The organism is Bradyrhizobium sp. UFLA01-814 (assembly GCF_046718885.1).
Lineage (GTDB): Bacteria > Pseudomonadota > Alphaproteobacteria > Rhizobiales > Xanthobacteraceae > Bradyrhizobium > Bradyrhizobium elkanii.
In genome coordinates this window covers 1-13,216 of sequence record NZ_JAQOSR010000023.1, presented here as the reverse complement: position 1 = coordinate 13,216, position 13,216 = coordinate 1, and the positions used below count along the sequence as shown (strand labels likewise).

Here is a 13,216-nt window from a genome sequence, read left to right as displayed (position 1 = left end):
TCGCAAGTGACCGATTCGCAGGTGACCGCCTCGCAAGTGACCGACACCCATGTTCACGCGCCGCTGAGCAACGATGCTGAGCCGAAGGGCGATCTCTGCATCCGCACGCTGGCGATGCCGGCCGACACCAATGCCAATGGCGACATCTTCGGCGGCTGGCTGCTCAGCCAGATGGATCTCGGCGGCGGTGTGTTCGCCTCAAAGGTGGCGAAGTCGCGCACCGTGACGGTCGCGATCGACGCGATGAATTTTCGCAAAGCGGTCAATGTCGGCGATCTGGTCTCCGTCCATGCCAATCTCGTGCGCATCGGCCGCACCTCGATCACGGTACATCTCGAGGCCTGGGTGCTGCGCCGTCGCGAGCAGCAGTCGATCCTCGTGACCGACGGCAATTTCACTTATGTCTCGATCGACGAGCAGGGCCATCCGCAACCGATCCAGCGCGATGGCGCCACGATCGAGACCTGACATTCGTCGCGCCAGTGCCGCTGATTCGGCGCGGAGGCAAACGCGTCGAAACTGAGTCCGGAGCGTGGTTTGATTGCAAAAAGCATCGGATTCCGGCGCTTCGCCGCGCAAAATAACTGAGGAACAAACAGCCAGCGACTCCGTTGTCGGGCCGGAGTCAAACCGAGGCTTACAATGTCCGACAGTTACGTGATCGAAGTGAGTTCGCAGACGGCGGGTATCGTGGTGCGCGATACGCGTGGTTATCAGTTCTTTGCTGCATCGCACCTTTTCGACCGCCTTGAAGGCCAGATCTTCCGCAATGCCCGCGAGGCCGAGCGCGCGGCGCGCCGGCTGCTCACCGGTCAATCCATGCAGGTGGCGTCGTAGAACACCTTTGCGCGATAGCGCGTGGTCCGGGCGAAGCGTCCACCTTCGCCCGGCCGTCCCTGACACGGCACTGCACGTTGACCTCCGTGCCGAACGGTCGCACCATGGGCGACTCGCCGTTTCAAGGGGGCCGCCGTGGCCGGACTCTCCCATCGCCAGACTGAAATCCTCAACATCGCGCGCGCGTTCGGCCGGGTCATGGTCGAAGACCTCGCCAAGCGATTCGAGGTGTCGGCGCAGACCATCCGCAAGGACCTCAACGATCTCTGCGATCAGCGCTCGCTGACCCGCATCCATGGCGGCGCGATCATCGCCTCGGGCGTCGAGAACCTCGCCTATGAGGCGCGCCGCTTCGTCGCCGCCGAGGAGAAGAAGGCGATCGGCGCTGCCGCGGCGGCACGGATTCCGAACGGCTGCTCGCTGTTCATCAATATCGGCACCACCACGGAAGAGGTCGCGAGCGCGCTGACCTCGCATGAGGATCTGCTCGTCATCACCAACAACCTCAACGTCGCGATGCTGCTGTATCGCCATCCGCGCATCGAGGTCGTGGTGGCTGGCGGCACGGTGCGCCGCGCCGACGGCGCCGTGGTCGGCTCCACCGCGACGCAGCTGATCGGCCAGTTCAAGGTCGACTACGCCATCATCGGCGCATCGGCGATCGACGAGGAGGGCGCGCTGCTCGACTTCGACTATCGCGAGGTGCAGGTCGCGCAGGCGATCATCGCCAATGCGCGCAACGTGATGCTGGTCTCGGACTCGACCAAGCTCCGCCGCAGCGCGCCGGTGCGGATCGCCCATATGAGCCAGATCCAGACCTTCGTCACCGATTCACCGCTCCCCGCGGGCCTCGCCAACATCTGCCATAGCCGCGGCATCGAGGTGGTCGTCGCGATGGACAAGCCGCAAGTCGATCTCGACGACAACGGCGCCGACGCGGCACCCGCGGCGCTGCGCAGCGCGCAAGGCGCCTAATCGCTCAAGTTTTAGCGAACCTGTTTCGGATGCCTTTCGGCCGCTGCTGTAGCCTGCCTGAGGTGGAGCGGTTCGTTGGTCAGCACGCAATTCAAGATCGTCACGGCATTGGGCATGGCGGCGATGTTCGGCATCGTCTCGTTTGTCCTTGGCTTTAACGTCGCATCCGCGTGCGCAACGGCGCTGGCCGGCGGCGTTTCTGCGCTTGTGGTCATGCGCGCGTTCGATGGTGAGACCCAGCCGCCGTCGCGTAGCGTCCGTGCCGACATCTTTCGCTTCGGCAGCGGGAGCCGCCCGGCCTGGCTTTCGGAACTGGAACAGCAGAACGGCCGCGGCGGGAAACTGCTTTACGGACTGTCGCGGATCCTCTCTTCGGGATCGCTGTGTCAGCGCACCGCGAGCGGGGCCTTCCTCGCGCAGTCGGTAATCGGCCTGGTGGCGATCGTCGTGTTCTGGCTTGGCCAGGCGATGGGCTTTGACATGCGGCTGTTCGCAATCCCGTCGCTCGGCAGCCTGTTTGCGGATGGCATCCCGATGTCGGCTGAAGCAGCCGCGCAAATGAGGTTCGAGCACCTCTTCCTGCCGCTGGTCTCGCTCTACGCCGTCACGTTTTCCCTGTTCCTGATCGCATTGCTTGGCGATCTCGCGACCATCCTGCGCGACTGGCGAGAGCAGTGGAAGTATCTCACGATGCCGCTGTTCTGCTTTGCATTCTGGGCACTCCTGGCGCACCGAAAATCATCGGGATATAGCGCCCTGCAAGTCGCGCTCGGCGGCGGACACCTCTGGGCCTATGCCGCGGTCTTCGTGTTCTTTCCGCTTTTCTTTCTCGTGCTGTCGGCGTCGCTGCCAGGCAATCGGGCGATCCGATGAACAGGGATCGCTCGGTCGGGCGAATCTATCTCCGCTTCGCGCTCAAATGGTATGCGATCCTTTTCGTCGCATCGTTGGTCTTCTACGTCCTGTTCGCCAGCCGTCATACATTCGTCGCGTCGACCGGTGTGCTTTTGCTCGCGGCCTACTTTGTGCGCGACAGCCGAGCTTGCGCCCAGCGGGTAGGCGGTGAAGTTCGCCGTACCTACTATCCCGAAAAGGCTCTGCCGGAATTGCGCGTCGGACGATCGCCACAGCGTCCCTGATCGCCCACCGCCTTGCCTGGCGTCACCCCAAGCGTTGCTCGTCCCGTCCTCCCCAAAAGCCCTGACCGCGAGCACTCCGCCCAAAGAATCCCCAGACAAAGTTCCCCGTTTTCACTTTGCTTTCGTTTTTGGTTGTGATTTACTCCAATCCGAAAGTAAAACCGTCAAAGCGAAGGCGGTTGCCGGGGGAAGCGTTCTTTGGATCAGATTTACGACCTCGCCATCATCGGAGGCGGCGTTAATGGCTGCGGCATCGCGCGCGATGCAGCGGGCCGGGGTAACTCTGTTTTCCTCTGTGAAATGAACGACTTGGCCAGCGGGACGTCGTCCTGGTCGACCAAGCTCGTGCATGGCGGTCTGCGCTACCTCGAATATTACGAGTTTCGTCTGGTGCGCGAGGCGCTGATCGAGCGCGAAATCCTCTGGCAGATCGCGCCCCACATCATTCGGCCGCTGCGTTTCGTTTTGCCGCACCACGCCGGCCTGCGCCCGGCCTGGCTGCTGCGGCTCGGCCTCTTCCTCTACGACCACATCGGCGGCCGGCATTTGCTGCCGGCGACGCGCTCGGTCGATCTGACCCGCGACGTGGTCGGCAAGCCGCTGATCCCGGGCCGCTACACCAAGGGTTTCGAATATTCCGACTGCTTCGTCGACGACGCCCGGCTGGTTGCGCTGACCGCGCGCGATGCCGCCGATCGCGGCGCCGAAATCCGCACCCGCACCCGCGCGGTCGAGATCAGGCAGGTCGACGGCGTCTGGCACGTCACGGTCGAGGACAGTGTTACGGGTGCCCGCGATACGATCCAGTCACGTGTGCTGGTCAATGCCGGCGGTCCCTGGGTCGAACAGGTCCTGGCCTCGGGCGCCGGCGTCAACGCGCGCGCCAAGGTGCGCCTGGTGCAGGGCTCGCACATCGTGGTGCCGAAGCTCTACGACCACGACCGTGCCTACATCTTCCAGAATGCCGACGGCCGCATCATCTTCGTCATTCCCTATCAGAACGACTTCTCGCTGATCGGTACCACCGATCGCGACTATGACGGCGATCCGGCCAAGGTGAAGGCGACGCAGGAGGAGATCGAATATCTCTGCGCGTCCGCCAGCGCCTATCTCGCCAAGCCGGTGAAGCCCGAGGACGTGGTCTGGAATTATTCCGGCGTGCGTCCGCTCTATGACGACGGCGCGAGCGAAGCCAAGGCCGCGACCCGCGACTATGTGTTCGAGCTCGATACGCCCGGCGGTGCGCCGCTACTGTCGATCTATGGCGGCAAGATCACGACCTATCGCCGCCTCTCCGAAGAGGCGCTGGAGCGGCTGTCGCCTTATCTCCGCGGCACAAAGGCGCAGGAGGGCTGGACCGGCAAGGCGCCGCTGCCCGGCGGCGACATGGATGTATCCGCGGTCGCGGCGCTGAGCGCCGAATTGATCCGCAACTATCCGTTTCTCGCGCAATCGCACGCCAATCGTCTCGCCCATGCCTATGGCACGCGCGCCAGCAAAGTCTTGGGCAACGCAACATCGACGGCCGATCTCGGCCGCTCCTTCGGCGCCACCTTGACGGAAAGCGAAGTCAGGTACCTGATGGCGAACGAATGGGCTCGGACTGCGGACGATGTCGTCTGGCGACGATCCAAGCTGGGCTTGCGGATGACGGCGGGTGAAATCGCCGCGCTCGACGAGTGGATGCTCGCCAACCGCGTGTCCGGTGAACGTCCCCTCCGCGAAGCGGGAGGACGGGCATGAGCGTCACACTGCAGAATGTCACGCGAACCGTGGATGGCATTCCGACCATCCGCGATGTGTCGCTGACGCTGGAGCGTGGCACGCTCAGCGTGCTGCTCGGGCCGACGCTGTCGGGCAAGACCTCGATCATGCGGCTGCTCGCCGGCCTCGACAAGCCGACCACCGGCCGCGTGCTGGTCGACGGCAAGGACGTCACCGGCGCCGACGTGCGGCAGCGTTCGGTCGCGATGGTCTATCAGCAGTTCATCAACTATCCCTCGCTGACCGTCTACGAGAACATCGCCTCGCCGCTGCGCGTGCAGGGCAAGCCGCGCGCCGAGATCGAGCGGCGGGTCGTGGAAGCGGCCAGCCTGTTGAGGCTCGAGCCGTTCCTGAAGCGCACGCCGCTGCAACTCTCCGGCGGCCAGCAGCAGCGCACCGCGATCGCAAGGGCGCTGGTCAAGGGCGCCGACCTCGTGCTGCTCGATGAGCCGCTTGCCAATCTCGACTACAAGCTGCGCGAGGAGCTGCGCGCCGAGCTGCCGCGCATCTTCGAGGCCTCCGGCGCGATCTTCGTCTATGCCACCACCGAACCGTCGGAAGCGCTGCTGCTCGGCGGCGACACGGTCTGCATGTGGCAGGGCCGGGCGCTGCAAACCGGCGCGACGCCCAAGGTCTACCGCCATCCCGACACGCTACGCGTCGCGCAGGTGTTTTCCGATCCGCCGCTCAACATCATCGGCATCGAGAAGAAGGGCGCGCAAGTGATCTATGCCGGCGGCGAGCAGGCGCCCGCGGCCGGCCTCTATGCCAATCTGCCCGACGGCGCTTACCGGACCGGCTTCCGTGCGCACCAGCTCGAGGTCGGGAATGTCGCGGCCGGCCGTCACAAATTTTCCGCCGCGGTGACGGTGACCGAGATCACCGGGTCGGAGAGCTTTGTGCACGTCCATGTCCACGGCTCGAACTGGGTTGCGGTGCTGCACGGCGTGCACGAATATGAACCCGGGCAGGTGCTCGACGCCGCGCTCGATCCCGACAACATCTTCGTGTTCGACGCGGCCGACCGCCTCGTCGCGTCGCCCGCGACCGCGTTTTCGGGCAACGTGCATCGCAGTGCGCGTGCGGCAAACGCGTCAGCCGGCAACGGCAAGTGAGGGAGATGCTCCATGGCCCGCATTGACCTCGTCGATCTCGCGCACTCCTACGGCGGCAACGACGCGCCGCAGGAATCCTTTGCGCTGAAGCCGGTCACCATGACCTGGCGGCAGGGCGGCGCCTATGCGCTGCTCGGGCCGTCCGGCTGCGGCAAGACCACGCTGCTCAATTTGATCTCCGGCATCGTGACGCCGTCGCGCGGAAAGATCCTGTTCGACGGCCGCGACATCACGCCGCTGTCGACGCAGAAGCGCAACATCGCGCAGGTGTTCCAGTTCCCGGTGATCTACGACACCATGACGGTCGGCCAGAATCTGGCCTTCCCGCTGAAGAATCGCGGCGTCGCGAAGGCCGAAGTCGACGCGCGGGTCAGGCAGATCGCCGATCTGCTCGACCTCAAGCCCTATCTCAAACGCAAGGCGACGCGGCTCACCGCCGACGCCAAGCAGAAGATCTCGCTCGGCCGCGGCCTGGTGCGCTCCGACGTCGCGGCCGTCCTGTTCGACGAACCGCTGACGGTGATCGATCCCGAGCTCAAGTGGCAGCTGCGCTCCAAGCTGAAGGCGCTGCACCGCGAGCTCGACCTCACGATGATCTACGTCACCCACGACCAGACCGAGGCGCTGACCTTCGCCGACACCGTCGTCGTGATGCATGACGGCCGCGTGGTGCAGAGCGGCACGCCGGCCGAATTGTTCGACAAGCCGGCGCACACCTTCGTCGGGTATTTCATCGGCTCGCCCGGCATGAACATCGTGCCCGCCGAGGTCAGTGGTCACGAGGCGCGGGTCGACGGCCATGTCATCGGCCTGCATCGAAACTATGGTGTGCTGCCTGCGGGCAAGAAGATCGAGATCGGCGTGCGGCCGGAATTCGTCGATGTCACGGCGCCCGCGTCAGGGCTGCTGTCGGCCACCATCGAGCGGATCGACGACCTCGGCCGCATCCAGTTCGCCCGCGTGCGGGTCGGCGATACCAAATTCGCCGCGCGCGTGCCGCCGGGCTTCTCGGTCTCCGGCGACACCGCCGGGCTGATCTTCAATCCCGCGCATGTCCACGTCTATGCCGACAGCCATTTGGTGGAGGGGGTCGCCTGATGGACAAGACGATCAACCAAAAAGCCTGGTTCCTGGTGCTGCCGGTGTTCCTGGTGGTCGCGTTCTCGGCGGTGCTGCCGCTGATGACCGTCGTGAACTATTCGATGCAGGACACCTTCGGCAACAACCAGTTCTTCTGGAACGGCGTCGGCTGGTTCAAGGAGCTGCTCGATCCATCGACCGATCTCGGCGGGCGCTTCCTGGCCTCGCTCGGCCGCAACCTGTTCTTCTCTGCCGTGATCCTCGCGATCGAGGTGCCGCTCGGCATCATCGTCGCGCTGTCGATGCCGCGCGAGGGCTGGAGCGTCGCGGCCTGCCTCGTCATCCTCGCCTTGCCGCTGCTGATTCCGTGGAACGTGGTCGGCACCATCTGGCAGATATTCGGCCGGCCCGATATCGGCCTGCTCGGCTATGTGCTGAACCACCTCGGCCTCAACTACAATTACGTGTCCAACGAGGTCGACGCCTGGGTCACGGTCATCGTGATGGACGTCTGGCACTGGACCAGCCTCGTCGCGCTGCTCTGCTATGCCGGCCTGAAGTCGATCCCCGACGCCTATTACCAGGCCGCGCAGATCGACGGCGCCTCGCGCTGGGCGGTGTTCAAGGCGATCCAGCTGCCGAAGATGAACCGCGTGCTGCTGATCGCGGTGCTGCTGCGCTTCATGGACAGCTTCATGATCTACACCGAGCCGTTCGTGGTCACCGGCGGCGGCCCCGGCAATTCGACGACCTTCGTCTCGATCGAGCTCGTCAAGATCGCGCTCGGCCAGTTCGACCTCGGAAAGGCCGCGGCGCTGTCGCTGGTCTACAATTTGATCATCCTGATCGTGTGCTGGGTGTTCTACACCGTGATGGTCAATGCCGGCTCCGAGCGTCCGGCCAAGGAAGGAGCGGCGTGATGCATTCGATCCCCGGCCGCCGCCTGATCATGGCGCTGTTCCTGATCTTCCTGCTGTTGCCGATCTACTGGCTCGTCAACATGAGCTTCAAGACCAACGCCGAGATCGTCTCGACGATGACGCTGTGGCCGCACACGCCGACGCTGCAGCACTACAAGCGCATCTTCACCGACGAGAGCTGGTATTCGGGCTACATCAATTCGCTCGAATACGTCGTGCTCAACACCATCATCTCGATCGCGGTGGCGTTGCCGGCGGCCTATGCGTTCTCGCGCTACCGCTTCCTCGGCGACAAGCACCTGTTCTTCTGGCTGCTGTCGAACCGCATGGCGCCGGCGGCGGTCTACGCGCTGCCGTTCTTCAACCTCTATTCGGCAATCGGCCTGTTCGATACGCCGTGGGCGGTCGCGCTCGCGCACTGCATCTTCAACGTGCCGTTGGCGGTGTGGATCCTCGAAGGCTTCGTCTCCGGCGTGCCGCGCGAGATCGACGAGACCGCCTTCCTCGACGGCTATTCGTTCCCGCGCTTCTTCATCAAGATCCTGGTGCCGCTGATCGCGAGCGGCATCGGCGTCGCCGCCTTCTTCTGCTTCATGTTCTCCTGGGTCGAGCTGCTGCTGGCGCGCACGCTGACCTCGGTGCAGGCCAAGCCGATCGCGGCGATCATGACGCGCACGGTCTCGGCGGCCGGCATGGACTGGGGCTTGCTTGCCGCCGCCGGCGTGCTCACCATCATTCCGGGCGCGCTGGTGATCTGGTTCGTCCGCAACTACATCGCGCGCGGCTTCGCGCTCGGCCGGGTCTAGGAGGCGATCATGGAAAGCATCGCATGGATGGCCTGGACGCTGCCGACCGCGATCTTCTTCGTGCTGCTGGCCTCGACGCTCGGCGTGATGACCTGGCTCGCGGCGGTCTATCCCGAGGCCGAGCGGGTCGGCGTGCTGCGCATCCCGACCACGCGCGGCGATCGTTTGTTCATTTCGCTGGTGCTGGCGGCGGTGATCCACCTGGTGTGGATCGGCCTCGTCGGCACCGATCCGATCCTCACCCTGCCGATCGGCGAGGGCGTGGAAATTTCGAGCCTGTGGCTCGCAACGCTGATTTCGCTTCTTTCAGCCGTGGCGATCTTTCGCACCGTCTGACGAAAGCGAAGAAGAGCAGATCCGGGGTCAACCCGGGCCTGGGGTTTTGTTTGTCGCTGCAACCGGAGGAATCATAATGCGACATTTGAGAACGACAAAGGATAGTCTTTTGACTATGACCAGCGCCGCCGCGCTGATCGCAGCCTCGCTCGCGGTCGCCACGCCGGCCCGCGCCGCCGACGATGCCGTGATCCAGAAGTGGATCGCGGAATTCCAGCCCTCGACGCTGTCGAAGGAAGACCAGAAGAAGGAGCTCGAGTGGTTCGCCAAGGCCGCCGAACCCTTCAAGGGCATGGAGATCAACGTCGTCTCGGAAACGATCACGACGCATGAATATGAATCGCAGACGCTGGCCAAGGCGTTCTCCGAACTGACCGGCATCAAGCTCAAGCACGACATCATCCAGGAAGGTGACGTCGTCGAGAAGCTGCAGACCCAGATGCAGTCGGGCAAGAACGTCTATGACGGCTGGATCAACGACTCCGACCTGATCGGCACCCACTTCCGCTACGGTCAGACCATCATCCTGTCGGACTACATGAAGGGTGAGGGCAAGGAGGTCACCGACCCGATGCTCGACGTCGATGACTTCATCGGCAAGTCGTTCACCACGGCGCCGGACGGCAAGCTCTACCAGCTGCCCGACCAGCAGTTCGCGAACCTCTATTGGTTCCGCTACGACTGGTTCACCAACCCCGAGTACAAGGCCAAGTTCAAGGCCAAGTATGGCTATGAGCTCGGCGTGCCCGTGAACTGGTCGGCCTATGAAGACATCGCCGAGTTCTTCACCAACGACATCAAGGAGATCAACGGCGTCAAGATCTACGGCCATATGGACTACGGCAAGAAGGATCCCTCGCTCGGCTGGCGGTTCACCGACGCCTGGCTGTCGATGGCCGGCAACGGCGACAAGGGTATCCCGAACGGCCTGCCGGTCGACGAGTGGGGCATCCGCATGGAAGGCTGCCGCCCGGTCGGCTCCTCGGTCGAGCGTGGTGGCGACACCAACGGCCCGGCCGCAGTCTACTCGATCACCAAATATCTCGACTGGCTGAAGAAGTATGCCCCGCCGCAGGCCCAGGGCATGACCTTCTCGGAAGCGGGTCCGGTGCCGGCGCAGGGCAACATCGCCCAGCAGATGTTCTGGTACACCGCCTTCACGGCCGACATGGTGAAGCCGGGCATCGCCGTGATGAACGCGGACGGTACGCCGAAGTGGCGTATGGCTCCGTCGCCGCACGGCTCATACTGGAAGGAAGGCATGAAGCTCGGCTATCAGGACGCCGGCTCCGTGACGCTCCTGAAGTCGACCCCGCCGGATCGCCGCAAGGCAGCCTGGCTCTATCTGCAGTTCATCATCTCGAAGTCGGTGTCGCTGAAGAAGAGCCATGTCGGTCTCACCTTCATCCGTGAGTCCGATATCTGGGACAAGTCGTTCACCGAGCGTGCGCCGAAGCTCGGCGGCCTGATCGAGTTCTACCGCTCGCCCGCGCGCGTGCAGTGGACCCCGACCGGCAACAACGTGCCCGACTATCCGAAGCTCGCGCAGCTGTGGTGGCAGAACATCGGCGATGCGTCGTCCGGTACCAAGACGCCGCAGCAGGCGATGGACGCGCTGGCCGCGGCCCAGGATTCGGTGATGGAGCGTCTTGAGAAGTCCGGTGTGCAGGGCGCCTGCGGACCGAAGCTGAACAAGAAGGAATCCGCCGAGTTCTGGTACAAGAAGGCCGAGAAGGACGGCACCATCGCTCCGCAGCGCAAGCTCGCGAACGAGAAGCCGAAGGGCGAGACGATCGACTACGACACGCTGATCAAGTCGTGGCCGGCCAACCCGCCGAAGCGCGCCGAAGCGAAGTAAGTAGGACAAGGCGTAACAGCCGACGCCATCCGAGAACGACAGAAGGCCGGGAGCGATCCCGGCCGTTTTGTTGTTTGCCAGGTCATTCCGGGATGGTGCGCAAGCACCAGACCCGGAATCTCGAGATTCCGGGTTCGATGCTTCGCATCGCCCCGGAATGACGATGTGGAGAGAGAGCGCGCTACTCCGCCGCCTCGGTCGCCCTCAGCGTCGGATAGTCGGTGTAGCCCTTGGCGCCGCCGCCGTAGAAGGTCGCCTTGTCCCACTCGTTGAGCGTCGCGCCGGTCTTGAGCCGCTCGACCAGATCGGGATTGGAGATGAACGGCTTGCCGAACGCGATCAGGTCGGCCGCGCCGGCCTCCAGCACTTTCTCCGCCAGCGCGAAATCGTAGCCGTTGTTGGCGACATAGGCCTGCTTGAAGCGCTTGCGCAGCGAGGCGTAGTCGAACGGCGCGATATCGCGCGGGCCGCCGGTCGCGCCCTCGACGACATGGAGATAGGTCAGCTTCAGCGCACTGAGCTGGTCGACGATGTAGTCGAACAGCGCTTGCGGATTGGAGTCGGTGATGTCGTTGGCCGGCGTCACCGGCGAGATCCGGATGCCGGTGCGATCGGCGCCGGCCTCGATGGCGACCGCCTTGGACACGTCCAGCATCAGCTTGGCGCGGTTCTCGATTCCGCCGCCATAAGCGTCGGTGCGCTTGTTGGTGCCGTCGCGGGCGAACTGGTCGAGCAAATAGCCGTTGGCGCCGTGGATCTCGACGCCGTCGAAGCCGGCCGCCAGCGCATTCGCCGTGCCGCGCTTGAAGTCCTCGATGATCCCCGGAATTTCCGACAGTTCGAGCGCGCGCGGCTCGGACACGTCGGCGAAGGTGCCGCTCACGAATGTCTTGCCCTTGGCGCGGATCGCGCTCGGCGCCACCGGCGCGCCGCCGTTCGGCTGCAACGAGGTGTGCGAGATGCGGCCGACATGCCAGAGCTGGATGAAGATGCGGCCGCCGCGCTCATGCACCCGATCGGTGACCTTGCGCCAGCCCTCGACCTGTTCCTTCGAATAGATGCCGGGCGTGTCCTGATAGCCCTGGCCCTGCTGTGAGACCTGGCTCGCCTCGGTGATCAGAAGGCCGGCGGAGGCGCGCTGGCCGTAATAGTCCACCGCGAGCGGGCTCGGCACCATGCCGGGCGGCACCGCGCGGTTGCGCGTCAGTGGCGCCATCACCAGGCGGTTCGGCAGCGTCAGCGGGCCGAGCTTGTAGGGCTCGAGAAGTTTGGTCGATTGGCTCATGTATATGTTCCAGAGAATGACTGATGAAGGAGAATTGTGCATTGCCGCGACGAGCGCAATGCCCGAGGCATTCGCGCTCCGCAGGCTAGCTGCGCACAATTCCGCCCATGTGGCCGGCATCGAGGAACAGGGTGTGCGCGTTCACGTAGGAAGATTCATTCGAAATCAGGAACAGCGCAGTATAGGCGACCTCCCAGCCGGTGCCCTGGCGGCCGAAAGGCACTGTCAAGGCGCGGTCCGATCGCCTGCGGCTGGCGTCACGGCCCATCGGCGTGTCCATGAAGCCGGGCGCGATCACATTGCAGCGAATTCCCTTGTCCTCGCCGGCCCGCGCGATCGCCCGGCCCAGCGCGATCTGCGCCGCCTTGGAGGATTCGTAGGCCGGGTTGCGCCCGCCGGCGCGCTGGCTCGCCATCGAGGAGATCAGGATGATCGCGCCGCCCGGCGCCATCACCTCCAGCGCCTTCTGCGCGAACAGCATGTGGCTGCGCACATTGACGGCATAGTCGCGGTCCCAGGCTTCGGCCGTCATCTTGGGCAGCGACAGGCCGGAGGAGATGCCGACGTTGAGCGCCAGCCCGTCGAGCCCGCCGAGCCTCTGCGCGCAGCGTTCGACCGCGGGAGCGATCGCCGCGACGTCGGAGACATCGACCACATCGGTGAAGGCCTTGCCGCCTTCGCCGGTGATCTGCGCGACGGTGTCGTCGGCCGCGTCCTTGTTGACGTCGAGGCAGGCGACCGCAGCGCCCTCTCGCGCGAACAGCACGCTCATGGCGCGGCCATTGCCGATCGGCGGCGCTTCATCCACCGTCGTGCGTTGTCCCGCGCCGACCACGATGACGCGCCGCCCGGCGAGGCGGCCGTGGTTCTTCGCCAGTCCCAGCGCTTCGGCATGCAGCGAGGCGGACGGATCGATGGCTTTCGGTGCGTGGGTTGTGGTCGACATGGCGTGCTCCCTGACGTCTTGTTGTTGTCAGGGAGCAGTAGCACGGCTGCGCATGCGAGGCGACGTGTCGCGCCGCAGCCTAAAGCGTGATGGCATTAAGTTCGATAGCCTGAATTTTTGAGGTAGTTGGCACATTCCTCGGAGGTGAAGGCGTC

At 64.4% G+C, this 13,216-nt stretch carries 14 protein-coding genes; 12 read left to right on the top strand and 2 right to left on the bottom strand.

Annotation, left to right across the window (positions count from 1 at the left end; genetic code table 11):
- Positions 1 to 36: 36 nt before the first annotated feature.
- The 12 genes from PMN64_RS09790 to PMN64_RS09735 all read left to right on the top strand — a co-directional run bounded on the left by PMN64_RS09790 (position 37) and on the right by PMN64_RS09735 (position 10,830).
- Positions 37 to 468, top strand: coding sequence for an acyl-CoA thioesterase (locus PMN64_RS09790; RefSeq protein ID WP_411780569.1), 432 nt, complete (start codon positions 37 to 39; stop codon positions 466 to 468).
- Between the two features lie 174 nt (positions 469 to 642).
- Positions 643 to 837: a hypothetical protein gene (locus PMN64_RS09785; RefSeq protein WP_028338602.1), complete on the top strand. Its 195-nt coding sequence runs from the start codon at positions 643 to 645 to the stop codon at positions 835 to 837.
- Positions 838 to 972: 135 nt separating this feature from the next.
- Positions 973 to 1,812, top strand: coding sequence for a DeoR/GlpR family DNA-binding transcription regulator (locus PMN64_RS09780; protein WP_411780537.1), 840 nt, complete (start codon positions 973 to 975; stop codon positions 1,810 to 1,812).
- Between the two features lie 75 nt (positions 1,813 to 1,887).
- On the top strand, positions 1,888 to 2,685 hold the full coding sequence (locus tag PMN64_RS09775) for a hypothetical protein (protein ID WP_411780536.1): 798 nt from the start codon (positions 1,888 to 1,890) through the stop codon (positions 2,683 to 2,685).
- The gene (locus tag PMN64_RS09770; RefSeq protein ID WP_411780535.1) at positions 2,682 to 2,951 is read left to right on the top strand and encodes a hypothetical protein; all 270 of its coding nucleotides are present in this window, start codon (positions 2,682 to 2,684) and stop codon (positions 2,949 to 2,951) included. Before PMN64_RS09775 ends, PMN64_RS09770 begins: the two co-directional genes overlap by 4 nt.
- A 198-nt stretch (positions 2,952 to 3,149) precedes the next feature.
- Positions 3,150 to 4,694, top strand: coding sequence for a glycerol-3-phosphate dehydrogenase (gene glpD, locus PMN64_RS09765; RefSeq protein WP_411780534.1), 1,545 nt, complete (start codon positions 3,150 to 3,152; stop codon positions 4,692 to 4,694).
- Positions 4,691 to 5,830, top strand: a complete 1,140-nt coding sequence (locus PMN64_RS09760; RefSeq protein WP_028338607.1) for an ABC transporter ATP-binding protein — start codon at positions 4,691 to 4,693, stop codon at positions 5,828 to 5,830. Before glpD ends, PMN64_RS09760 begins: the two co-directional genes overlap by 4 nt.
- Before the next feature lie 12 nt (positions 5,831 to 5,842).
- On the top strand, positions 5,843 to 6,928 hold the full coding sequence (locus tag PMN64_RS09755) for an ABC transporter ATP-binding protein (protein WP_411780533.1): 1,086 nt from the start codon (positions 5,843 to 5,845) through the stop codon (positions 6,926 to 6,928).
- Complete coding sequence (locus PMN64_RS09750; RefSeq protein ID WP_028338609.1) at positions 6,928 to 7,830, top strand: carbohydrate ABC transporter permease; 903 nt, start codon at positions 6,928 to 6,930, stop codon at positions 7,828 to 7,830. Before PMN64_RS09755 ends, PMN64_RS09750 begins: the two co-directional genes overlap by 1 nt.
- The gene (locus PMN64_RS09745; RefSeq protein ID WP_028333212.1) at positions 7,830 to 8,636 is read left to right on the top strand and encodes a carbohydrate ABC transporter permease; all 807 of its coding nucleotides are present in this window, start codon (positions 7,830 to 7,832) and stop codon (positions 8,634 to 8,636) included. Before PMN64_RS09750 ends, PMN64_RS09745 begins: the two co-directional genes overlap by 1 nt.
- Before the next feature lie 9 nt (positions 8,637 to 8,645).
- A complete protein-coding gene (locus PMN64_RS09740; protein ID WP_016846242.1) occupies positions 8,646 to 8,972 on the top strand; it encodes a DUF2160 domain-containing protein in 327 nt (108 codons plus the stop codon).
- A gap of 115 nt (positions 8,973 to 9,087) precedes the next feature.
- On the top strand, positions 9,088 to 10,830 hold the full coding sequence (locus tag PMN64_RS09735; protein ID WP_028338610.1) for an ABC transporter substrate-binding protein: 1,743 nt from the start codon (positions 9,088 to 9,090) through the stop codon (positions 10,828 to 10,830).
- Positions 10,831 to 11,011: 181 nt separating this feature from the next.
- Here PMN64_RS09735 and PMN64_RS09730 read toward each other — a convergent pair whose 3' ends face one another.
- Positions 11,012 to 12,115, bottom strand: coding sequence for an alkene reductase (locus tag PMN64_RS09730; RefSeq protein WP_411780532.1), 1,104 nt, complete (start codon positions 12,113 to 12,115; stop codon positions 11,012 to 11,014).
- 85 nt (positions 12,116 to 12,200) lie between these two features.
- Entirely contained in the window at positions 12,201 to 13,061 is an 861-nt protein-coding gene (locus PMN64_RS09725) for an SDR family NAD(P)-dependent oxidoreductase (RefSeq protein WP_411780531.1), read from the bottom strand.
- Between the last annotated feature and the right edge of the window lie 155 nt (positions 13,062 to 13,216).

Bases quoted from the DNA above. Each gene is read 5' to 3' on its own strand.
- PMN64_RS09740 (WP_016846242.1), top strand. From the start codon at position 8,646: ATGGAAAGCATCGCATGGATGGCCTGGACGCTGCCGACCGCGATCTTC.
- PMN64_RS09755 (WP_411780533.1), top strand. From the start codon at position 5,843: ATGGCCCGCATTGACCTCGTCGATCTCGCGCACTCCTACGGCGGCAAC.
- PMN64_RS09735 (WP_028338610.1), top strand. From the start codon at position 9,088: ATGACCAGCGCCGCCGCGCTGATCGCAGCCTCGCTCGCGGTCGCCACG.
- PMN64_RS09760 (WP_028338607.1), top strand. From the start codon at position 4,691: ATGAGCGTCACACTGCAGAATGTCACGCGAACCGTGGATGGCATTCCG.
- PMN64_RS09770 (WP_411780535.1), top strand. From the start codon at position 2,682: ATGAACAGGGATCGCTCGGTCGGGCGAATCTATCTCCGCTTCGCGCTC.
- PMN64_RS09745 (WP_028333212.1), top strand. From the start codon at position 7,830: ATGCATTCGATCCCCGGCCGCCGCCTGATCATGGCGCTGTTCCTGATC.
- PMN64_RS09750 (WP_028338609.1), top strand. From the start codon at position 6,928: ATGGACAAGACGATCAACCAAAAAGCCTGGTTCCTGGTGCTGCCGGTG.
- PMN64_RS09785 (WP_028338602.1), top strand. From the start codon at position 643: ATGTCCGACAGTTACGTGATCGAAGTGAGTTCGCAGACGGCGGGTATC.
- PMN64_RS09725 (WP_411780531.1), bottom strand. From the start codon at position 13,061: ATGTCGACCACAACCCACGCACCGAAAGCCATCGATCCGTCCGCCTCG.
- PMN64_RS09730 (WP_411780532.1), bottom strand. From the start codon at position 12,115: ATGAGCCAATCGACCAAACTTCTCGAGCCCTACAAGCTCGGCCCGCTG.